Origin of the sequence: Cupriavidus numazuensis (assembly GCF_905397435.1) — a bacterium.
Taxonomy (GTDB): domain Bacteria; phylum Pseudomonadota; class Gammaproteobacteria; order Burkholderiales; family Burkholderiaceae; genus Cupriavidus; species Cupriavidus numazuensis.
The window spans coordinates 19,651-39,913 of record NZ_CAJPVI010000051.1; the positions used below are offsets into that span (position 1 = coordinate 19,651).

General features: G+C 63.0%; 16 protein-coding genes and 1 pseudogene. 11 read left to right on the forward strand and 6 right to left on the reverse strand.

Annotated elements, in window-relative coordinates:
* Nucleotides 1-206 precede the first annotated feature (206 nt).
* A pseudogene (locus KHO41_RS31230) lies at nt 207-2,774 on the forward strand (efflux RND transporter permease subunit); the annotation flags it as partial.
* Nucleotides 2,771-3,109, forward strand: coding sequence for a copper-binding protein (locus KHO41_RS31235; RefSeq protein ID WP_211957111.1), 339 nt, complete (start codon nt 2,771-2,773; stop codon nt 3,107-3,109). The pseudogene KHO41_RS31230 and the gene KHO41_RS31235, both read left to right, overlap by 4 nt.
* A 630-nt stretch (nt 3,110-3,739) precedes the next feature.
* On the opposite strand, the gene KHO41_RS31240 is transcribed toward KHO41_RS31235, so the two are convergent.
* The 5 genes from KHO41_RS31240 to KHO41_RS31260 form a co-directional block, all read right to left on the reverse strand.
* A complete protein-coding gene (locus tag KHO41_RS31240; RefSeq protein ID WP_244874118.1) occupies nt 3,740-4,726 on the reverse strand; it encodes a Bug family tripartite tricarboxylate transporter substrate binding protein in 987 nt (328 codons plus the stop codon).
* Nucleotides 4,727-4,762: 36 nt separating this feature from the next.
* Entirely contained in the window at nt 4,763-5,818 is a 1,056-nt protein-coding gene (locus KHO41_RS31245; protein WP_211957112.1) for a BKACE family enzyme, read from the reverse strand.
* A gap of 154 nt (nt 5,819-5,972) precedes the next feature.
* Nucleotides 5,973-6,554 (reverse strand): RBBP9/YdeN family alpha/beta hydrolase, encoded by a 582-nt coding sequence (locus KHO41_RS31250; RefSeq protein ID WP_211957113.1) that lies wholly within the window; start codon nt 6,552-6,554, stop codon nt 5,973-5,975.
* A 22-nt stretch (nt 6,555-6,576) separates the two neighbouring features.
* Nucleotides 6,577-7,425, reverse strand: a complete 849-nt coding sequence (locus tag KHO41_RS31255; RefSeq protein ID WP_211957114.1) for a TauD/TfdA dioxygenase family protein — start codon at nt 7,423-7,425, stop codon at nt 6,577-6,579.
* 91 nt (nt 7,426-7,516) lie between these two features.
* On the reverse strand, nt 7,517-8,488 hold the full coding sequence (locus KHO41_RS31260) for a quinone oxidoreductase family protein (RefSeq protein ID WP_211957115.1): 972 nt from the start codon (nt 8,486-8,488) through the stop codon (nt 7,517-7,519).
* A gap of 272 nt (nt 8,489-8,760) precedes the next feature.
* Between KHO41_RS31260 and KHO41_RS31265 the strand changes: the two genes are divergently transcribed.
* Complete coding sequence (locus tag KHO41_RS31265) at nt 8,761-9,795, forward strand: AraC family transcriptional regulator (RefSeq protein WP_211957116.1); 1,035 nt, start codon at nt 8,761-8,763, stop codon at nt 9,793-9,795.
* Nucleotides 9,796-9,814: 19 nt separating this feature from the next.
* Here the strand turns inward: KHO41_RS31265 and KHO41_RS31270 are convergent, their stop codons facing one another.
* A complete protein-coding gene (locus KHO41_RS31270; protein ID WP_211957117.1) occupies nt 9,815-10,819 on the reverse strand; it encodes an AraC family transcriptional regulator in 1,005 nt (334 codons plus the stop codon).
* Between the two features lie 218 nt (nt 10,820-11,037).
* Between KHO41_RS31270 and KHO41_RS31275 the strand changes: the two genes are divergently transcribed.
* The 8 genes from KHO41_RS31275 to KHO41_RS31310 all read left to right on the forward strand — a co-directional run bounded on the left by KHO41_RS31275 (nt 11,038) and on the right by KHO41_RS31310 (nt 20,254).
* The gene (locus KHO41_RS31275) at nt 11,038-12,096 is read left to right on the forward strand and encodes a BKACE family enzyme (RefSeq protein WP_211957118.1); all 1,059 of its coding nucleotides are present in this window, start codon (nt 11,038-11,040) and stop codon (nt 12,094-12,096) included.
* 113 nt (nt 12,097-12,209) lie between these two features.
* Complete coding sequence (locus KHO41_RS31280) at nt 12,210-13,547, forward strand: MFS transporter (RefSeq protein WP_211957119.1); 1,338 nt, start codon at nt 12,210-12,212, stop codon at nt 13,545-13,547.
* Between the two features lie 65 nt (nt 13,548-13,612).
* Entirely contained in the window at nt 13,613-15,625 is a 2,013-nt protein-coding gene (locus KHO41_RS31285) for an acetoacetate--CoA ligase (protein ID WP_211957120.1), read from the forward strand.
* A 337-nt stretch (nt 15,626-15,962) separates the two neighbouring features.
* The gene (locus tag KHO41_RS31290) at nt 15,963-16,943 is read left to right on the forward strand and encodes a quinone oxidoreductase family protein (protein ID WP_211957121.1); all 981 of its coding nucleotides are present in this window, start codon (nt 15,963-15,965) and stop codon (nt 16,941-16,943) included.
* Nucleotides 16,944-16,964: 21 nt separating this feature from the next.
* Complete coding sequence (locus KHO41_RS31295; protein ID WP_211957122.1) at nt 16,965-17,813, forward strand: TauD/TfdA dioxygenase family protein; 849 nt, start codon at nt 16,965-16,967, stop codon at nt 17,811-17,813.
* A gap of 8 nt (nt 17,814-17,821) precedes the next feature.
* The gene (locus KHO41_RS31300) at nt 17,822-19,471 is read left to right on the forward strand and encodes a fatty acid--CoA ligase (RefSeq protein ID WP_211957123.1); all 1,650 of its coding nucleotides are present in this window, start codon (nt 17,822-17,824) and stop codon (nt 19,469-19,471) included.
* Between the two features lie 19 nt (nt 19,472-19,490).
* Entirely contained in the window at nt 19,491-19,907 is a 417-nt protein-coding gene (locus tag KHO41_RS31305) for a carboxymuconolactone decarboxylase family protein (protein WP_211957124.1), read from the forward strand.
* A gap of 14 nt (nt 19,908-19,921) precedes the next feature.
* Entirely contained in the window at nt 19,922-20,254 is a 333-nt protein-coding gene (locus tag KHO41_RS31310) for a Rieske (2Fe-2S) protein (RefSeq protein WP_211957125.1), read from the forward strand.
* The last annotated feature ends 9 nt before the right edge of the window (nt 20,255-20,263 follow it).

Sequence of the window (20,263 nt, forward strand, 5' to 3'; positions counted from 1 at the left end):
TCGTTATAGCTCCCTGTGTCTGCCGGCCTAATCAGGGTGATGGTGCTTTTCGCAGTAAAACGATACGCCGGCCAGCAAAATTCGCTTTCAAATCAATAATTTGCACACACGGACTTTTCCACGAAACGCTGTTTGCGCAACTCGTTGATACAGAATGGTTTTCTTGCTGAAACCGTGTCAATCAGCACCGAAAGCACCATCACCCCTCGCAGGGCAAGGTGCTGGCTGCGCTCAAGGGCGCCAATCAGGAGACTGGCGGCTCGGTGCTGGAGCTGGGCGAGGCCGAGTACATGGTGCGTGCCTCCGGCTATCTGAAGACACTGGACGACTTTCGACGCATCCCCATCCTGACGAGTGAAGCCGGCATTCCCGTGCGCCTGGGCGATGTCGCCACGGTCCAGCTCGGTCCCGAAATGCGACGCGGCATCGCCGAACTGGATGGCCAGGGCGAGGTGGCGGGCGGCGTGATCGTGATGCGCTCGGGCAAGAACGCGCTGGAGACCATCGAGGCGGTGAAGGTCAAGCTGGCGGTCCTCAAGAAGAGCCTGCCGGCCGGTGTCGAGATCGTGACGACCTATGACCGTTCCGCACTGATCAACCGTGCGGTAGAAAACCTGACGCACAAGCTGAGCGAGGAATTCATCGTCGTCGCGCTGGTCTGCCTGGTCTTCCTGTTTCACCTGCGCTATGCACTGGTGGCCATCGTATCGCTGCCGCTCGGCGTGCTGGCCGCTTTCCTGGTCATGCGGTACCAGGGCGTCAATGCCAACATCATGTCGCTCGGCGGCATCGCCATTGCGGTCGGTGCCATGGTGGACGCCGCTGTCGTCATGATCGAGAACGCGCACAAGCATCTGGAGCACTGGCATGCCGACAACCCGGGCAGGGAACTGACCGGCCACGAGCGCTGGAGCGTGATCGGCGAGTCGGCGGCCGAGGTCGGACCGGCCTTGTTCTTCTCGCTGCTGATCATCACGCTCTCGTTCATTCCGGTATTTACGCTGGAAGCGCAGGAAGGCCGGCTTTTCTCGCCACTCGCCTTTACCAAGACCTACTCGATGGCGGCCGCTGCCGGGCTGTCCGTGACGCTGGTGCCGGTGCCGATGGGCTACATGATTCGCGGCCGCATTCCCACTGAGCAGTCCAATCCGTTGAGTCGTTGGTTGATTCGTGCTTATCAGCCGGTGCTGGCCAAGGTGCTCACCTGGCCGAAGACCACGGTGGCGATCGCGGCCGTCCTGCTGGTCGCTACCGCTTGGCCGGTCACGCGGATCGGCGGGGAATTCATGCCGCCGCTCGATGAAGGCGATCTGCTCTACATGCCGTCCGCCCTGCCTGGGCTTTCGGCCGGCAAGGCGGCCCAACTCTTGCAGCAGACCGACCGCCTGATCAAGACCGTGCCGGAGGTGGCCACCGTGTTCGGCAAGGCAGGCCGCGCCGACACGGCGACCGACCCGGCGTCCATCGAAATGTTCGAGACCACGATCCAGTTCAAGCCACGTGAACAGTGGCGCGCGGGCATGACGACCGACAAGCTGGTGGAGGAACTGGATCGCGCGGTGAAGGTGCCGGGACTGTCCAACATCTGGGTGCCGCCGATCCGCAACCGCATTGACATGCTGGCCACCGGCATCAAGAGCCCGGTTGGCATCAAGGTGGCGGGCACGGACCTGCAGGAAATCGACCGGCTGTCCACGCGGATCGAAGAGGCCGTGAAGACGGTGCCGGGGGTCACCTCCGCCCTGGCCGAACGGCTGACTGGCGGGCGCTACGTCGATGTCGACATCGACCGCATGGCCGCCGGACGGTATGGGCTCAACATCGACGATGTGCAGAGCATCGTGTCGTCGGCGGTCGGCGGCGACAATGTCGGGGAAGTGGTCGACGGGCTCGCTCGCTTCCCGATCAATGTGCGCTACCCCCGCGACTACCGCGACTCTGTAGAACAATTACGCAGCCTGCCCATCGTTACCGACCGCGGCCAGCAGATCACGCTGTCCGACGTGGCGCGCATCCAGATCGTGCAAGGCCCACCCATGCTGCGCAGCGAGAATGCTCGGCTGTCCGGATGGGTTTACGTGGACATTCGCGGGCGCGATCTACGCTCGGCGGTCCACGACATGCAGTCCGTGGTGGTCAAGGCGGTGCCGATGCCGGCCGGCTATTCCCTGAGCTGGTCCGGCCAGTTCGAGTACCTGGAGCGGGCCACCGCCAAGCTGAAGGTGGTGGTGCCGTTCACGCTGCTGATCATCTTCGTGTTGCTTTATCTCGTGTTTGGTCGCCTGGATGAAGCGATATTGATCATGGGTACGCTGCCGCTGGCGCTGATCGGCGGCTTCTGGCTGCTGTACCTGCTGGGCTACAACCTCTCGGTGGCCGGGATCGTCGGCTTCATCGCCCTGGCGGGCGTGGCGGCCGAGTTCGGCGTGATCATGCTGCTCTACCTGAAGCAGGCCTGGACCGAACGCGAGGACCGGGGCGAAGCCAGCACGGCGGCGCTGCTGGAGGCGATTCAGGAGGGCGCAGCCCTGCGCGTTCGCCCCAAGGCCATGACGGTCGCGGTGATTCTCGCCGGCCTGATTCCCATCATGTGGTCCCATGGCACCGGATCGGAGGTCATGCAGCGCATTGCCGCGCCGATGGTTGGCGGCATGGTGACCGCACCTCTGCTGTCTCTCTTTGTCGTGCCAGCCGCGTACCTGCTGATCCGCCGGCGGCAGACAAAATCTTCACCACTTCCCACGCACCCCTCCCTTCAAAAGGAAACACCATGAAACACATCAAGACCCTGACCCTGGTTGCCGCACTCGTTGCCGCCCCAGCGGCCTTCGCCGCCACGTCCATGGAGGGCATGGACATGAAGTCGTCCGCGCCTTCACAGCAGGCGCCGCACCCGGTCGCCGCGGAGATCAAGAAGATTGACGCGCAATCGGGCAAGGTCACCCTCAAGCACGGCCCCATTCAGAACCTTGGCATGGCTGCCATGACCATGGCGTTTCCGGTCAAGGATCGCGCATTGTTGAAGGACTTCAAGGAAGGAGATTCCGTGATGGTCACCTTCGACAAGGTAGAAGGCAAGCCGACGGTAGTGGACATGCACCGCCCGTAAGCTTCAGGAGCACCCGCCACCACCGATGGGCGGGTGCCCTGCCGGAACGAGATAGAGCGCTCATGTACTTTGACTTGCGTTGGTTGCCACCAGGGCTGAGGCAGTTACTCATCAGGGAGATCATCCCGGTCGTGATTCTGGTCGCGGCAGTGTGTTACTGGGGGGCGCGCTCCTGGCGTCGAATTGGGCGAAATCGGACGTCGCCGTTCCGCATGACGCGCACCCGCGGCAGGAAGCGTGGACATCGTTAGTCTGGCGCTGGCCACCGAGGCCGCCGATCATCCTCGGCGGCCAGCGATCTTTGACGTCCAGATCCGGATAAGAAAAGTTCGGCATGCGTAAGGAATGCTGATAGCAGTGAGTCATCATCTGATCGCCGGGAGGACCGATGCCGCGCAACTGGCCGAGCAGACTGAAGTGTTAAAACCTAATGGCCGGCGATTGGTCGCTTGCGGCCACGAAGCGTCACTCGCCTGCATCAATTTTCGGACGTTCCAACGGCGGCTTCGCTTACTAAGCTGCCGTCCAGTTCGCGGCGATGATCATCAATTATCGGTTGAGCCAGGCACGCGGTGCCATGCCTGACACACTGAGCCCGATCGGGACTTTTTGCTCGGCGTGCCAACGCAGTCAGTTCAGGTTGATCTTGAAATCCTTGATGATCTTCCCGATCCTGTCGAAGCCTTCCTTTTCGGCCCTTTCCAAAGTCTCGATCGACTGGGGCTGCATGGGCTCGAGGCCCAGCTCAGCCAGCTTCTTCTGCACCGATGGGGCCGCCGCGGCCTTGTAGACTGCAGCACGGATCCTCTCCGACAGTTCTGGTGACACCCCGGCCGCAACAATAGCCACGGCCTGATTACTGAACTGATTGATGTCGGGGTACCCCAGTTCGGTAAAGGTCGGCACGTCGGGCAGGCTGGCTAGGCGGTGCGGGGCAATGACGGCATAGGGCCTGAGTTTGCCGCCGCGAATCATGGGCAGCGAGGTCAGCAGTCCATCCACCATGATGGGCGTCTGCCCGCCCATGACCTGGACCAGCGCGGGAGGCGAGCCTAAGAAAGGCACATGATTGAGCTGGAGCCCGGTCCGGCTGCTCAGCATCACTCCCGCGTAATGCGAGGCCGATCCCACCGCATACGAGGCAAACGAATTCTGTTGCGGGTTGGCCTTCAGATAGGCGATCAGGCTTTTGAAGTCCCTGGGCGGAAGTGCCGTGTTACCCACCAGCACGAAGGCAGAGCGGGCGAATGCCGCCACCGGCCGGATGTCTTTGGTGGCGGAGAAGTTCTGCTTGATGACGTGCGGGATCTCCGTGAGGATGTTGTCGAAGGCAACCACGATGGTCTGGCCATCTGCCGGTAACGACAACAGGCTCGCCATGGCAACGTTGCCGCCCGCTCCGCGCTTGTTGTCCACGACGAACGGTACGCCAACATCCTTTGACAGTTGGTCGGATAAGACGCGGGCGACGATGTCCATCGAGCCGCCGGCAACCGCCGGCACGATGACCCGCACCGGCTTGGTAGTCCAGGCGTGGGCCACGCCCGCCCCTAAGAACAGTGACATCGCGCAGAGCAGGGTTCGCGCGCCCCCGCTCCGGATAGGGCGCTTCATCATGGGTGTCTCCTTTGTTGTGCGTGCGAGGGCTTACCGTCAGGCTACGGCCCAGGCGGGCTGGCCGCGCTCGTTCTGCCGGCGGTTGGGCAGGTAGCCAACCTTGCGCAGCGTTTCATCCACCGTCTGGTACTGCTCGCCAATGCGATAGATGCGGCGGGCCTCGTCGGCAGTGGCTACGTCGCGGTACAGGCTGCGCGACATGTTCACCATGCGCTCCACCTGCTGTACGGACGTCATACGCTCTCCCTTGCGGCCCCACAGCGTGTCTTCAATGCCGCAGCGCACGTGGAAACCCATCGCGATCGCCATGGTGGTCAGCGGATGGACGTAGCGCATAAAGGACTCCACGGTGAAGATCGCGTTGTCGGGCAAGCGGTTGGCCATTTCCAGCAGGTTGCGCGGATTCGGCCCTTCGGACCCGCCGCCGAGCTGCACCCAGTTCACCAGCAGCGGCCCCTTGTAGATGCCGCGGCGAATCAGCCGCTCGATGGATTCCATCTTCGCGATCTGGCCGACCATGAAATGCGGCTGGATACCGGCTGCTTGCAGGCGCTTGAGATGCTCTTCCACAAACACCGGCCCGGCCTCGTAGGACATGTTGCGGTACGCCTCGTATATCGCCGGCTCGGCCATGGACGTGCCGGCGTATTCCTCCAGCGGGTGCATCTCGGTGACGTTCATCGTGGCGCTGTTGACCACGATCGTCACCTGATCCGGTTTCGGGCTGAGATCGGCCAGCATGTGGCGCGTATCGTCGCTCAGCCACTTTGCGGCTGCGCCATCGCTCTCTGGCGCAAAGGAAATGGAGCCGCCCACCTGCAGAATCATTTTCGGTACGGCGTCGCGCAACCGCGCCAGCAGTTCATTGAACATGGATAGCCGCTTGCTGCCTTTGCCATCGGCCTCGCGCACGTGCACGTGCAGCACGGTGGCGCCGGCGTTGTAGCAATCGACCGCTTTCTGCACCTGTTCGTCCATGCTCACAGGGATGTCGTCCGAATCGGTGGGAAGCCACTGCGGCCCGTATGGTGCCACCTGAATGACCAAGGGTTCCTGGTTCTCGGGGAGAAGGGAATCATCAAGGAATTGCACGGTTGTCTCCTGATAGGAAGGTTTGAGTTGCGAGACGCCGAGCTGGTAACGGGACTGAGCCCTTGCACACGGCGTCCGCGAGGGGCATTCACGCCAGACGGGGCGAAGGAAAGCGTCGCGCGACAGTGACGCGTACCTGTCCCTCTCCCTTGTTTCACTTCAACTCGCGAATCAGTTCCAGTGCCTGTGGCCAGTCGCCGAAGCCGGCGGCCGGATTGAGGTGGCCGACCGGGCCCAGATCCACGAGGCGACCGCCCCAATCCGCCGCCATCTCCGAGACGCGATCGAATCGCGCCAGCGGATCGTTGCGGCTGGCCGCGACAATGCTCGGGAACGGCAAGGCGCCACGGGGAACGGGCAGCCAGCCGTTTCGCTCCAGGTCGTCCCGGGCGGTGTGGCCTGACGGCATGGGCGCCTCGAGATCCGGCGGGGTCGCCAGCAACGCGCCGTGGATCTGTCTTGCGCCATGCCTCGCCCAATGGACGGTGGTCATGACACCGGCGCTATGGGCAACCAGGATGATGGGACCGTTGATGCGGCCAATCGCTGCGTCAAGCGCTGCCACACGCGCCGCGCAACTCAGTTTGTCTCGATCAAGCGGGGGCACGGTAACAGCATTGGGCAGCTTTGCTTCCAGCAGCGTTTGCCAGTGTTCGGCAACGTGATCGCGCAGTCCGGGGACGATCAGAATGGTGGGCGCGTCCGAGGCGCCCGGCTTGCTACGGGTGGGTATCATTTCGCGTACCGTTCCTTTTCCGTCAGAAGGGCCGGCTGCCGATGATTCCCGCGCGCTCCATCTTTCGATGGCATGGCGGGTAGTCCATCACCGCGTAGTGTTGTGTCGCGGTGTTGTCCCAGATGGCCACGCTGTTGGGCTGCCAGCGCCATCGCACCTGATACTCCGGGATGCTTGCCTGGGTGATCAGGTAGCGGAGCAGTTCGCCAGCGCCTGGATTGGCATCCTGACCATAACGGACATGCGCTGCCGTGTGGAAGTTGGTGAAATGCGTGGTGAAGACGTTGACGTACAGGACCTTCTCGCCGGTTTCCGGATGCGTGCGGACGACAGGATGCTCAGCGTCGGGATACTGGGCCTTGAGCGCGAGCCGCTTCTCGATCGGCATCGCCGCGCCGAAGGTCGCTTCAATGCTGTGGCGCGCGCGCAGATCGGCGATCTTGTCCTTGATGTGGTCTGGCAGCTTCTCATAGGCAAGAACCATGTTTGCCCACACTGTGTCGCCGCCGACCGGCGGACATTCGACACATCGCAGCACTGCGCCAAACGGGGGCGCTTCGCGCCATGTGGCGTCCGAATGCCACGCATTCTCATAGCGGTCAGGCGACTGATCAGGGGTCTTGTAAATGCGCACCAGGCCCGGGTGCTCGGGATCGGAGCCCGCTTTCGGGTGGTCCTCCAGTTCACCGAAGCGGCGTGCAAAGGCAACGTGCTCGGCGCGCTCGATGTCTTGTCCACGAAGGAAGAGGACCCGGTGTCTGAACAAGGCGGCGCGAATCTCCGCGAACAATCCATCATCGTGGATAGCATCTGCCAGCTTGATGCCGGTGACTTCGGCCCCCAGGGCACAGTTCAATTGCTCGATGCGCATGATGCAATGGCTTTGAAGGATTTCAGTCCCGTTGCCGGGGAGCCAACGAGGCTTCCCAGGTCCAGGGTCCAGTGAGCGGCAGCGGCATGCCTCATGGCACCAGGACGGTCGCGCCGGCTGTCTGACGCGACTCCAGCATCCGGTGCGCTTGCGCGGCATCCTTCAGTGCAAAGGTCTGCTTCGGTTCGCTCGTGATCTTTCCAGCCAGCACCAGGTCAAACAGCTCCTGCGCCATCGACAGCATGTGCGCGCGCGGCTTCGCGTAGTGCGCCATCGCAGGGCGCGTCACCCATATCGAACCTTTTAGTGCGAGCGTCAGCGCATCCAATACAACTGGACCGGAGCTGGTTCCATTGCTCACCAATGTGCCGCGCACCTGCAGGCTATCCAGCGAAGCTTGCAATGTGTCCTTACCTACGGAATCGAACACGACCGGAACGCCTTTCCCGTCAGTCAGCTCGCGCACGCGCTCAGCAATGTTTTCGCGAGACGTCACGATCGTGTGCGTGCAGCCGTTCGCCTTGGCGATCTCGGCTTTCTCGTCGCTGCTGACGGTGCCGATCATCGTTACCCCCAACGCGCGCGCCCACTGGCATGCAATCAACCCGACACCACCGGCCGCGGCGTGATAGAGGATTGTCTCGCCGCCTTTGAGCGGATAGACCTGGCGGAACAGATACTGCGCGGTCATCCCCTTCATGATTAGCGTGGATGCGGTGCGATCCGAGACACCGTCGGGCAAGGGAATCAGCACGTCCGCAGGCATGACGCGAACATCCGAATAAGCACCCTGAGGTCCCATCAGGTAGCCGACGCGATCTCCAACGCGTACATCCGTGACGCCCGGCCCAACGGCCTCCACGACCCCTATGGCATCGGAACCCAGGCCACTAGGCAGTGCCAGCGGGTAGTACCCCGTCCGGTGATAGATGTCGATGAAGTTGACCGCAATGTAGCTGTGTCGAACCCGTGCCTGCCCCGAACCGGGTTCGCCGACTTCGACATGTTCAAATTTCAGTACTTCGGGACCACCGGTTTCATACAAGCGGATTGCCTGTGACATGCGAAATCTCCAAGGAGTGGTGCTGGCGATCGATGTGGGTCGTCGAACGCGCGTGGTGGCGCCGGTTGGCAATAGCGGCCTGCGCCGGCAAATCCTCGTGCAGCGTCCGACTGACCCCGCCTGCTGTTGCAGCCACCGGGCTCCGCATCTGTCGTCCGGCAAGCTGCGCGCTTGTTGGCTACTATATGGCTGGGCGGAAAACTGATTTTAGTTTTCGCGCCATGTTTTTAATTTTGCGTGCCAATACGCGTAAACACCGAGGGCCCCAGCCAATGGCAAACCGCCAGCGAATCCAGACGCCGGAGAACGGCCCCGACGCCCGGGCGGCCGCGCTGACGAGCTACCCGCAAGTTGCACTGCGACTCGGGTTGAACCCACACGAACTCATGCGGCGATTCGGACTGGACCCGGCCACGCTGATGAACCGGGAACAGCGCATTCCATTTTCGTCGCTATGTCGCCTGCTCGAAGCAACCGCGGCGGAATCGTCGACACCATCGGTCGGCATCCAGATGGCGGAAGCCCGCACCGCTTTCGACTTCGGGGTGATCGGGCTGCTTCTCGCGCACAAGCGCACGCTGCGTGAAGTCCTGCTTGCGATGGTGCATTACCGGCATTTGCTCAACGATGCCCTGGGGCTGTACATCGAGACGGTGGGCACGCAGGTAATTGTCCGCGAGGATAATCTTTGCGAGATCGGCGTCTGGCCGCGGCAAACAATGGAACTTGCCGTGGGCGTGCTGAGCCGTACCTGCGCTGCGGTGCTGGGCCCGAACTGGCGACCGGTCAGCGTCCATTTTTCGCATTCCGCGCCGCCAGACCTTCGGGTCCACGGACGAATTTTTGGTTGCCCGCTGGTCTTCGACAGCGAATTCAATGGCTTCATATGTCTGGCCAGCGATCTGGATCAGCCAAACCCCATGGCCGATCCCGAACTCGTCCGGTATGCGGAGGGGCTTGCCGAATCGGCCAGCGCCGCCGGCCGCCAGACGGTTGTCGCCGAAGTGCGCAATGCGATCTACCTGCTATTGCCCGTAGAGCAAGCCGCCATCGAGCACGTGGCGCGTCATCTATATGTCAGCGTGCGCTCCCTGCAGCGTCATCTCGAAGAGGAAGGCACGACCTTCTCAAACCTCGTTGACGAAGTCCGCCAGGAATTGGCCGTGCGCTATATGAGCAACGAACGTTATCCGATCGGCCGGGTCGCTGCGCTGCTCGGGTACACGCAGCAGGCGTCCTTCACCCAGTGGTTTTCACGTCGATTCGGCATGGCTCCGAGAACGTGGCGGGCCAACCGGCAAAGGTAATAGAGCCAGGCGACTCAGGTCATTTCTTCTGTGCCGCCCGCCATGCGCGAGGCGTCGTGCCGAAACGCGCGGTGAACCACTGCGTGAACGAGGATTGACGCGAGTAACCCAGCAATACTGCTACCCGACCAATCGCGTAACGCTGATTGGTCAGGTAACGTATGGCAAGTTCATGACGCACTTCGTCCACCAGATTGGAGAAGTTTGTGCCCGCAGTCTCAAGCTGCCGCTGCATGGTTCGCACGCTCAGGTGCAGGTGCTGGGCCACCTCGTCGACGGTCGCTTGCTCGATCGGCAGCAGGAGGTAGATGGTCTTTCGCACGTCCAGCGCAATCGATCCTTGTTCTGACTCATTGAGCGGCCTTGCCAGACTTTCCGCGTACCGGACCAGTTCCGGATCGGCATTGGGATTGGGCCGGTCCAGGTCCGCGGCGGCACAGACAATGCCGTTGAAGTCGCTGTCGAAGACCACCGGGCAGCCAAAGAAATGGCGATGAAAACGCAGATCCGCGGGCGCCGGGTGAGTGAAATTGACGCTCCATGGTTTCCAGTGCTCACCGAGCAGTCCTACACAGTTGCGTGACAGCAACCCGACGGCCAGCTCGGTCGCCTGACGCGTTGAAGTGCCAGGCTCCGCGACGATTTCCTCGCGGACCACCACATTGTCACCACCAGCTTCGACATGGATCGCCAACGCTTCATTCAACAGATGGCGATACTGGACCGCCGCCAGCAACACTTCGCGCAGCGTGCGCTTGTGGGATAGCAATAGCTCGATGATGCCGAAATCGAACGGCTGACGGGTGTCAGCCATCTGCAATCCGAAGGTCGGGCAGTCCGCCTTCAATGCGGCCGCCTCCAGCAACTGGCAGACGGCCGTGATGGGAATGCGTTGCTCAGGGTTCGCAAGCACTGCGGCATCGAGCCCGACTTTGCGCAAGAGCTCTTGCGGCGACAGCCCGAATCGCCTCGCCACCTGAAGATAGCCGCTCAGGGCCCCTGCCCGAACCGTGGGTTCCGTCACTTTCGCTCCCCTTCCTGCCGCGTAGACCGCACGTCCTCGTCTCCCACCTTGGTGTTAACACGGGGTGGCATACAAACGAAAAAACTTGGCGCCGAAAACGAAAAGTCTAATGCATTGGACGCCTACAGTGGAGCCCATGCCGAAGCCCACTACGACCGGATCGGCATCCGACTCACCCGAAAGCGCCAAGGCGGCGCCATTCCATCCAGGAGACAACCATGCAATTCCTCGACGACTCGCTGCATCCGGAAAACCAGCCGAAGGTGGTCATCACCGTCGCGCCCTACGCGCCGGAATGGATGCCGTCGGACTTCCCCGAAGACATTCCGGTGACCATGGAGGAGCAGATCCAGAAGGCGGTCGACTGCTATGAAGCCGGCGCCCGTGTGCTTCACCTGCACGTGCGCGAACTTGATGGCAAGGGCTCGAAGCGCCTGTCGAAGTTCAATGAGCTGATTGCCGGCGTGCGCGCCGCGGTGCCCGACATGATCATCCAGGTGGGCGGCTCCATTTCGTTCGCGCCGGAAGACGAAGGCCAGGCCGCCAAATGGCTGTCCGACGACACGCGCCACATGCTGGCCGAACTCGATCCGAAGCCGGACCAGGTCACCATCGCCATCAACACCACGCAGATGAACATCATGGAGTTGATGACGCCGGATGCCGTGAAAGGCACGACGCTGGCCGATCCCGCCCTGGCGCAAGCCTATCGCGAAATGACGGTCCCCGCGGGTCCTGGCTGGGTCGAAGAGCATCTGCGCCGCCTTCAGGCCGCGGGCATCCAGCCGCATTTCCAGCTCGCGGGCATCCACTCCTACGACACCATCGAGCGCATGATCCGCCGCGGCATCTACAAAGGCCCGATCAACCTGACCTGGATCGGTATCGCCGGCGGTGCCGACGGCCCGAACCCCTTTAACTTCATGAATCTCGTGCAGCGTGCCGCCGATGGCGTCTGCATTACCTCCGAGTCTCTCCTGCGCAACGTGCTGCCGCTGAACATGATGTCGCTGGCGATGGGTTTCCATCCCCGGCTCGGCACGGAAGACACCTTGACCGACCAGCACGGCAACCGCATGACGTCCGTCCAGCAGATTCAGCAGTGCGTGCGTATCGCCAAGGAACTCGGCCGCGAAATTGCCTCCGGCAAGGAAGCCCGCGAAATCTACCGTATTGGCACCTGGTACGACAGCGTTGACGAGACCCTGGCCGCAAACGGCATGGCGCCCAACCGCAGTCCGGGAGTCCGGGGCGTGCCGCTGCGTGCCGCAGCCTGACGGCGTGCCGCCTGGCCCGCCATCAAGGTGGGCCAGGCACCGACCGCACGACCGCACCGACCGGATAAACAGGGGGCCTTCAAAGAAAAAGCCCCCGACTCGGAGACCGCATCATGAACTTCCATTCCGCCGCCCCGGGCAACAATGACCGCGACGGCTACCTCGTCAGCAAGCCGAAGGCCTGGTTCGCCTTTGCCATGACCTTCGCGCTGATGCTGTTCGACTACATCGACCGGCAGGTCATCGTCTCGCTGTTCCCGCACCTGAAAGCTGCCTGGGGCCTGTCCGATATGCAACTCGGCGCCCTGGTGTCGATCATCTCGATCGTCGTCGCCGCGGGCGGCCTTCCCGTGGCGCTGCTCGCCGACCGCTTCGGCCGGGTCAAGAGCATCTTCGTGATGGCAACGGTGTGGAGCCTTGCCACGATCGCCTGCATGTTCACGCGCAACTACAGCCAGCTCTTCCTGGCCCGCGCCATCGTCGGTGCGGGCGAGACTGGCTATGGCTCCGTCGGGGGCGCCCTGATCGCAACCTTGTTTCCCAAACGGCTGCGCGCCACGCTGCTGGGCGCCTTTTTCGCTGCTGTCTCGATTGGTTCCGTGCTTGGGGTGATGCTCGGCGGCGTCGTCGCGGCGCGCTGGGGCTGGGAAGCCGCGTTCGGCGTGGTGGGGATTCCGGGTCTGGTCCTTGCCGTGCTGTATCTGCTGGTGCCGGACTACAAGACCGTGGAGATAGCGCCGCGTACCGAGCGCAAGCAATCGGCCATGGCCTTTGTCAGGGAAACCGCCGCTGCGCTGTTCAGCTCGCGTAGCGTCTTGTGGACCTGTGTGGGCGCGGCTTGCCAACTCGTTGTCGTCTCGACGATCTGGTCGTGGCTGCCCAGCTACTTCAATCGTTACCACGGCGCAACGGCCGACAAGGCCGCCATGCTCGCTGCGGTGATCGTGCTTTGTGGCGCGGTCGGCTCGTTCTTCTGGGGCGTGGTTGCGGATGCCGTCGCCGTGCGCCGTCCGCGCAACAAGCTGGTGCTGATGGTTTCCCTGTCCACGGCGACGCTACTGGTCTTCATGACCGCCTTCGGCGTCCCGATGGGTGCCAATGCGCAGTTTCTGCTGATCGCCTTCGGCGGCCTGATGATGATGTGCACGGTTGCGCCTGCTGCCAGCGTGGTGCTCAACGTGATTCATCCTGGCGTGCGCTCCACGGGCGCGGCGGTGCTGTCCCTGTTCCAGAATCTCTTCGGTCTCGCTGTCGGCCCCTTCGTGGGTGGCCTGTTGTCGGACGCATGGGGCTTGCAGACAGCAATGGCTGTCATGCCCGCCTTTGGCCTGCTTGCCGCACTGTGTTTCCTGCGCGCCATGCGTACTTACGAATCGGACCTTGCCATGGCTTCCGACGTCCGCATGGACGCCGCGACGCCCGCAGTGTCCCCGGTCGCGGTATCCGCCTGAAACCACGCTGACTTTCACCTTCCGGCTGCGTCGTGACACGGCGCAGCCATCTTGAGTATCCAGCAATGAGCAATTCCACCACATCGGCTTCCGTAGTCCGCTTGCCTGAAGCCGAAGCGCCCGCCTGGGCGCCATCGCCGGACGTCGTCGGCCGCGCACGCATCACGGCGTTCCAGCGCTGGCTAAAGCAGGAGCGCGGCCTGGACTTTGCCGACTATGGCGCCCTGTGGCAGTGGTCGGTGGAAGAGATCGACGCCTTCTGGCTGGCACTGTGGCAATGGGCTGACATTCCGACACCCAAGGCGCCCCGCGTGGCGCTTGCTGATGCCAGCATGCCGGGCGCGACCTGGTTTCCCGGCGTGCAGATGAACTACGTCCAGCAGGTGTTTCGCCACGCCACCACGGAACACCCCGCCATCGTTCATCGCAACGAGTCTGGCGAGACAGGCGAGATGAGCTGGGCCGAACTCGAACGGCAGGTGGCGTCGGTGGCCGCGACACTGCGCGGAATGGGCGTGGATCGGGGCGACCGTGTGGCGGCGTTCCTGCCCAATACCCCCCAGACCATTGTTGCGTTCCTGGCGGTCGCAAGCATTGGTGCGGTGTGGTCAGCCTGTGCCCCCGACATGGGCGAGTTGGCGGTGATGGATCGCTTCCGCCAGATCGAGCCCAAGGTGCTGATCGCGGTCGACGGCTATCGCTATGGTGGCAAGGCATTCGACCGTCGGCCGCTCTTGCATACCCTGCAGGCCCAGTTGCCGAGCGTAGAGCGCGTCATCCTGGTGCCCGGCCTGACGGAAGAGACGTCATGCTACGACTTCCGCGGCGGCATGACATGGGCCGAAGCCACGGCCATGACGGCCGCGCTCGACCCCGAGTTCGTGCCCTTCGACCATCCGCTGTGGATCGTCTACTCGTCGGGCACGACCGGGCTGCCCAAGCCGATCGTGCACTCCCAGGGCGGCATCGTGCTCGAGCACGTCAAGCTCACTACGTTGCATCTGGACCTGAATCCGGGCGACCGCTTCTACTGGCAGGCCAGCACCGGCTGGATCATGTGGAACCTCCAGGTCGGCGGACTGCTCGCTGGCGCCACCATATGCCTGTTCGATGGCAATCCGGGCTACCCGAACATGGAGACGCTCTGGCGTTTTATCGGCGAGGAGAAGATCGAGGTCTTCGGCGCCGGCGCCGCCTACTTCCAGTCGTGCCTGAAGTCCGGCGTCGAGCCGCGCGCGGTGGCCGACCTGTCGCACTTGCGCGTGGTTGGCTCGACCGGATCTCCGCTGTCGCCGGAAGGCTACCGCTGGATCCTGGACCACGTTGGCCCGGTCTGGATCAACGCGCTGTCCGGCGGCACCGACTTCGCAGGCTGCTTCGTCGCCGGCGTCCCGACGCTGCCTGTCTACCTTGGCGAAATGCAGTGCCGCTGTCTGGGGGCGCGGGTCGAAGCCTTCGACGAGACCGGCCAGCCGCTGATCGACGAAGTCGGGGAACTGGTCTGTACCGCCCCCATGCCGTCCATGCCGCTCTACTTTTGGAACGACAAGGACAACCTGCGGTATCGCGACAGCTACTTCGACACCTATCCGGGCATCTGGCGCCACGGCGACTGGGTCCGCATCACGCCGCGTGGCGGCGCCGTGATCTACGGACGGTCGGATGCCACCATCAACCGGCACGGCATCCGCATGGGCACGAGCGAGCTGTACCGAGCCGTGGAGGAATTGCCGGAAGTGCTGGACAGCATGGTCGTGGACCTCGAATACCTTGGGCGCGAGTCGTACATGCCGCTGTTTGTCGTCCTGCGGCCCGATATCGCGCTGACGCCGGCACTGACGGAAACCATCCGCAACCGCATCAAGGTGGCGCTGTCTGCACGGCACGTGCCCAACGACGTCTTCCAGGTGACGGCCATTCCGCGCACGTTGTCCGGAAAGAAGATGGAACTGCCGATCAAGAAACTGCTGCTCGGTCAGCCGCTGGAGAAGGTGGCGAACCCCGACACCATGGCGAATCCCGAAAGCCTGGCCTGGTATGCCGGCTTCGCCCACGACCGCACTACCTTTCTCAGCTGAGGATGATTCGTGCGCCCACTGGGCGCACGCATTTTGCCAATGGGTTGGGGCGAATCTGCCGCGGGAAATACTGCGGCGATATCCCGACACGTCTAGCACCCTGCAGATGGCGCGCAAGGCCCCCGCTCGGCCCGACACCTGAATGTTTGGCCAACGCACGGCACTTCCTGCGGGGTGGCGCACAAACGAAAAACTATGGCGCCTCAAATGAAAAGGCCCATGCACCGGCCCCCTATAGTGGAGCCCATGGCGAACAGCCTGGAATGCCGGCTTTACGCGAGCGTGCCGCGGTCGCCCGGTAACACCAACCAATCACAGAAGGAATCAGGAGACAAAGATGGCTAAAGCTGTCCGCTTTTATGAAACCGGTGGTCCCGAGGTCCTCCGTTATGAAGATGTCGAAGTCGGCGAACCGGGACCGGGTCAGGTCCGGCTGCGCCATGAGGCTGTCGGCCTGAACTTTGCCGATATCTATTTCCGTACCGGCCTGTATCCGGCGCCGCTGCCATCGGGTATCGGCACCGAGGGCGCCGGTGTAGTGGAGGCCGTGGGCCCCGGAGTGACCAATGTGTCGGTCGGCGACCGCGTGACTTACACCGGCGCCTTCAATACGTTGGGTGCCTACTGCACCGACCGTCTGATTCCCGCCGCCCCGCTGATCCGCCTGCCAGACGGCATTGCCTGCGAGACTGCCGCAGCCATGACCATGCGCGGTCTCACGTCGGCCTACCTGATGCGCCGCATCTATGACTACAAGCGAGGCGACACCATCCTGCTGCACGCCGCCGCGGGCGGGGTCGGGCTGATCGTGTCGCAATGGGCCAAGCTGCTCGGGCTGACGGTGATCGGCACAGTCTCCAGCGAAGCCAAGGCCGAGGTGGCGCGCGCCCACGGCTGCGACCACACCATCAACTACAGCACCGAGGACATCGCCAAGCGCGTGCGCGAGCTGACCGATGGCGTGGGGGTCAACGTGGTGCTCGATAGTGTCGGCAAAGACACCTTCGAAGCCAGCCTCGACTCCGTCAAGCGCCGGGGCCTCATTGTTTGCGTCGGCACCTCGTCGGGCCCGATCCCGCCGTTCAATCCGCACATCCTGGGCCTCAAGGGATCGCCGTACCTGACGCGGCCGGCGCTGGCCGACTACATTGCCGACCCGGCCGAAAAGGCGGCACTGGCCGGAGAGTTGTTCGACCACGTGGCTTCCGGCCGCATCCGCATTGAAATCAACCAGCGCTACACGCTGCAGGATGCGGCGCAGGCGCATCGCGACCTGGAGTCGCGCAAGACGACCGGCTCGTCGGTCTTCGTGCTCTGACTAGCGAAGGAGAACCCTATCATGCGTATCGAGCAACTCACCTGTGCGCTTGGCGCCGAAATCACCGGCGTGAAGCTGTCCGACGCGGTTCATGACGACGGGCTGTTCGCCGAACTCCGTGCCGCGCTGCTGAAGCACCGCGTCATCTTCCTGCGCGACCAGGACATCAGCCGCGCCGACCATGTGGCATTCGCCCGCCGTTTCGGCGACCTGGGAGACCACCCGGTCGCCGGCAGCGACCCGGAGAATCCCGGTCTGGTGCGGATCTACCGCACGCCAGAGCAGCCGAACGATCGCTACGAAAATGCGTGGCATTCCGATTCCACCTGGCGCGAAGCCCCGCCGTGGGGTGCAGTACTGCGCTGCGTCGAATGTCCGCCCGTCGGCGGCGACACCATGTGGGCCAACATGGTGTTGGCGTATGAACGCTTGCCCGAGCACGTCAAGACCGAAATCGCGGACCTGCGTGCCCGCCACAGCATCGAAGCGACTTTTGGCGCCGTGATGCCCATCGAAAAGCGGTTGGCCCTCCACGCTCAATACCCTGATGCCGAGCATCCGGTTGTCCGCACGCATCCCGAGACCGGCGAAAAGGTCCTCTATGTGAACGTCTTCACGACCCACTTCACGAACTTCCATACACCGGCCCGCGTCCGCTATGGCGCCGATGCCAACCCCGGCGCCGCCGACCTGCTGCGCTACCTGATCAGCCAGGCTGCCATCCCCGAATACCAGGTGCGTTGGCGCTGGCAGCCCAACAGCGTGGCGATCTGGGACAACAGCGCGACGCAGCACTACGCCGTCATGGACTATCCGCCGTGTCATCGAAAGATGGAGCGCGCCGGCATCATCGGAAGCAAGCCTTTCTGAGCACAGACATGCAAGAGAACCTGATCACGCCGACGCCGTCGGCCTATACCTTTCCGCTGCTCATCAAGCAGTTGCTGCTCAATGCGCTGAGCATCCACGGCGACCAGCAGATTACATACCGAGGCGAGCGGCGCTACAGCTTCCGGCAGTTCCGCGAGCGCATCGGCCAGCTTGCATCGGTCCTGGATGGTCTGGACGTACGTCATGGCACCACCGTCGCGGTCATGGACTGGGACAGCCACCGCTACCTCGAAAGCTATTTCGCCATCCCGATGATGGGCGCCACGCTCTTCACGGTCAATGTGCGGCTGTCGGCGCAGCAGATCCTCTATACGCTGAACGACTCGAAGGCAGAAGTCGTCCTCGTGCATGCGGATTTCGTCCCCATGCTGGAGGAGATCCAGGCAGACCTGAAGTCGCTACGCCATGTGATCGTCATCGCTGACGGGGAAGCGGTCCCCGCCAATACCCTCCCGGTGGACGGCGAGTACGAAGCGCTGATGGTCCAAGCGTCGGCGGAGTTCGACTTCCCCGACTTCGACGAGCGTACCAAAGCCGCGACGTTCTACACGACCGGCACAACCGGCGATCCCAAGGGCGTGGCCTACAGCCACCGCGACATCGTCATGCACGCCATGTCCACCGCCATGAGCCTGTGCTCGCCGCGCGAGGGGCAGCGCCTGCATCGCGAGGATGTCTACATGCCAATCACGCCGATGTTCCACGTGCTCGCCTGGGGTATGCCGTACATCGCGATCATGCTGGGGCTCAAGACCGTGCTGCCGGGACGCTACGTTCCCGAGCGGCTGGTTGGCCTGCGCGAATCCGAAGGCGTCACGTTCTCCCATTGTGTGCCGACCATCCTCCAGATGCTGCTGCAAGCCGCGGATGCGCAGGGAATGGACCTGTCCGGCTGGAAGCTGATGATCGGTGGCTCCGCCATGTCCCCCGCCTTGTGCGAGGCGGCGCTCGAGCACGGCATGGACGTCTTTACTGCCTATGGCATGTCGGAGACCGGACCCATTGTTTCGCTTGCGCAACTGCCGCCGGGATACCGGCCAAAGGATCGCCAGGAAGAAGTGCGGATGCGCTGCGCCACGGGTCGCCCGGTCCCGTTCGTCGACTTCCGCATCGTCGACGGCAACATGAACGATGTTCCCCATGATGGGAAACAGCAGGGAGAAATCGTCCTGCGCTCACCATTCCTGACGAAAGCCTATGTTGGGAAGCCACAGGCATCGGAAGAGTTGTGGGCCGGCGGCTATCTGCATACGCAGGACATCGCAGTCAGGGGCCAGGACGGGTTCGTACGGATCGTGGATCGCATCAAGGACGTGATCAAGACGGGTGGTGAGTGGGTGTCTTCCATCGAGGTAGAAAGCCTGATTGCCAGCGTGCCCGGGGTCCAGGAGTGCGCGGTGGTCGGCGTGCCCGACGAGAAGTGGGGCGAACGACCGATGGCCTTCGTCGTGCAAAAGCCCGATGCGAGCATGGGCGCAGAGGGGATTCGTCACGCACTGATGGCGCATGTCGAATCGAACCGGATCAGCAAGTACGCTGTTCCCGCCCCAGACCGCATTGCGTTCGTTGCCGAAATCCCGAAGACGAGCGTCGGGAAGATCAACAAGAAGCTGCTGCGCGAGCGTGCCGTCCAATAACCTATCCCTGGAGACCCGCATGAAGGCTGCACCCGAGCGAACCGCCACTCCCGTCTGCGATGAATTGCGGGTCAATGGCTACTGGAATCCCGACTGGGATGCCGCTGCAGAACTCGATCCGGTCTGGACGGAACGGTTCGTGGCGATGGGTATGCATCCGCTGAAGGCGGGCGTGCTGGATCCGAGGGTGATCGAGTTGATCTGCATCGCCGTGGACGCATCCTGTACGCACCTGTACGCGTCCGGTACCCAGCGCCATATCCGCAAGGCGCTCGAACTCGGAGCCACCCAGGAACAGATCACCTCTGTACTGCAACTCGTCAGCGTGCTCGGCATCCACACAATGAGTCTCGGTGGACCGCTCCTGCTCGAAGAGCTGGAGCGCGCGCGCCAGGACTCTGACACCGGGGACGCCGACGAGCGTGCGGTGGCCTGACGGAGGAAACACAAATGGACGCCATACAAAAGCCAGTTACGGTCGCCCGGACGGACGAACTCCCACCCGGCCAGCGCAAGCTCGTCTTCATTGATGGCAGGAGCATCGTGCTACTCAACATCGATGGGACGTTCCACGCCATCGACAACTCGTGTCCGCACAATGGGGCTTCCCTGGCTGGCGGAAAGCTGGAGGGGAGTGTCCTGCAATGCCCCGCCCACGGCCTGCGGTTCGACCTGTCCAGGCCCTGCGAGCCCGGCTCGGCCAGCCTGTGCTTGCGCAAGTTTGCAGTCGAGGCGACCGGGGACAGTGTGACATTGCTGGTGGATGCTGCCGGCACGCCGTGATCCGGGGGC

What these genes read in the sequence shown, in the direction of transcription:
- KHO41_RS31235 (WP_211957111.1), top strand. Translation starts at nt 2,771, where the DNA reads ATGAAACACATCAAGACCCTGACCCTGGTTGCCGCACTCGTTGCCGCC.
- KHO41_RS31240 (WP_244874118.1), bottom strand. Translation starts at nt 4,726, where the DNA reads ATGATGAAGCGCCCTATCCGGAGCGGGGGCGCGCGAACCCTGCTCTGC.
- KHO41_RS31250 (WP_211957113.1), bottom strand. Translation starts at nt 6,554, where the DNA reads ATGATACCCACCCGTAGCAAGCCGGGCGCCTCGGACGCGCCCACCATT.
- KHO41_RS31255 (WP_211957114.1), bottom strand. Translation starts at nt 7,425, where the DNA reads ATGCGCATCGAGCAATTGAACTGTGCCCTGGGGGCCGAAGTCACCGGC.
- KHO41_RS31260 (WP_211957115.1), bottom strand. Translation starts at nt 8,488, where the DNA reads ATGTCACAGGCAATCCGCTTGTATGAAACCGGTGGTCCCGAAGTACTG.
- KHO41_RS31265 (WP_211957116.1), top strand. Translation starts at nt 8,761, where the DNA reads ATGGCAAACCGCCAGCGAATCCAGACGCCGGAGAACGGCCCCGACGCC.
- KHO41_RS31275 (WP_211957118.1), top strand. Translation starts at nt 11,038, where the DNA reads ATGCAATTCCTCGACGACTCGCTGCATCCGGAAAACCAGCCGAAGGTG.
- KHO41_RS31280 (WP_211957119.1), top strand. Translation starts at nt 12,210, where the DNA reads ATGAACTTCCATTCCGCCGCCCCGGGCAACAATGACCGCGACGGCTAC.
- KHO41_RS31285 (WP_211957120.1), top strand. Translation starts at nt 13,613, where the DNA reads ATGAGCAATTCCACCACATCGGCTTCCGTAGTCCGCTTGCCTGAAGCC.
- KHO41_RS31290 (WP_211957121.1), top strand. Translation starts at nt 15,963, where the DNA reads ATGGCTAAAGCTGTCCGCTTTTATGAAACCGGTGGTCCCGAGGTCCTC.
- KHO41_RS31295 (WP_211957122.1), top strand. Translation starts at nt 16,965, where the DNA reads ATGCGTATCGAGCAACTCACCTGTGCGCTTGGCGCCGAAATCACCGGC.
- KHO41_RS31300 (WP_211957123.1), top strand. Translation starts at nt 17,822, where the DNA reads ATGCAAGAGAACCTGATCACGCCGACGCCGTCGGCCTATACCTTTCCG.
- KHO41_RS31305 (WP_211957124.1), top strand. Translation starts at nt 19,491, where the DNA reads ATGAAGGCTGCACCCGAGCGAACCGCCACTCCCGTCTGCGATGAATTG.
- KHO41_RS31310 (WP_211957125.1), top strand. Translation starts at nt 19,922, where the DNA reads ATGGACGCCATACAAAAGCCAGTTACGGTCGCCCGGACGGACGAACTC.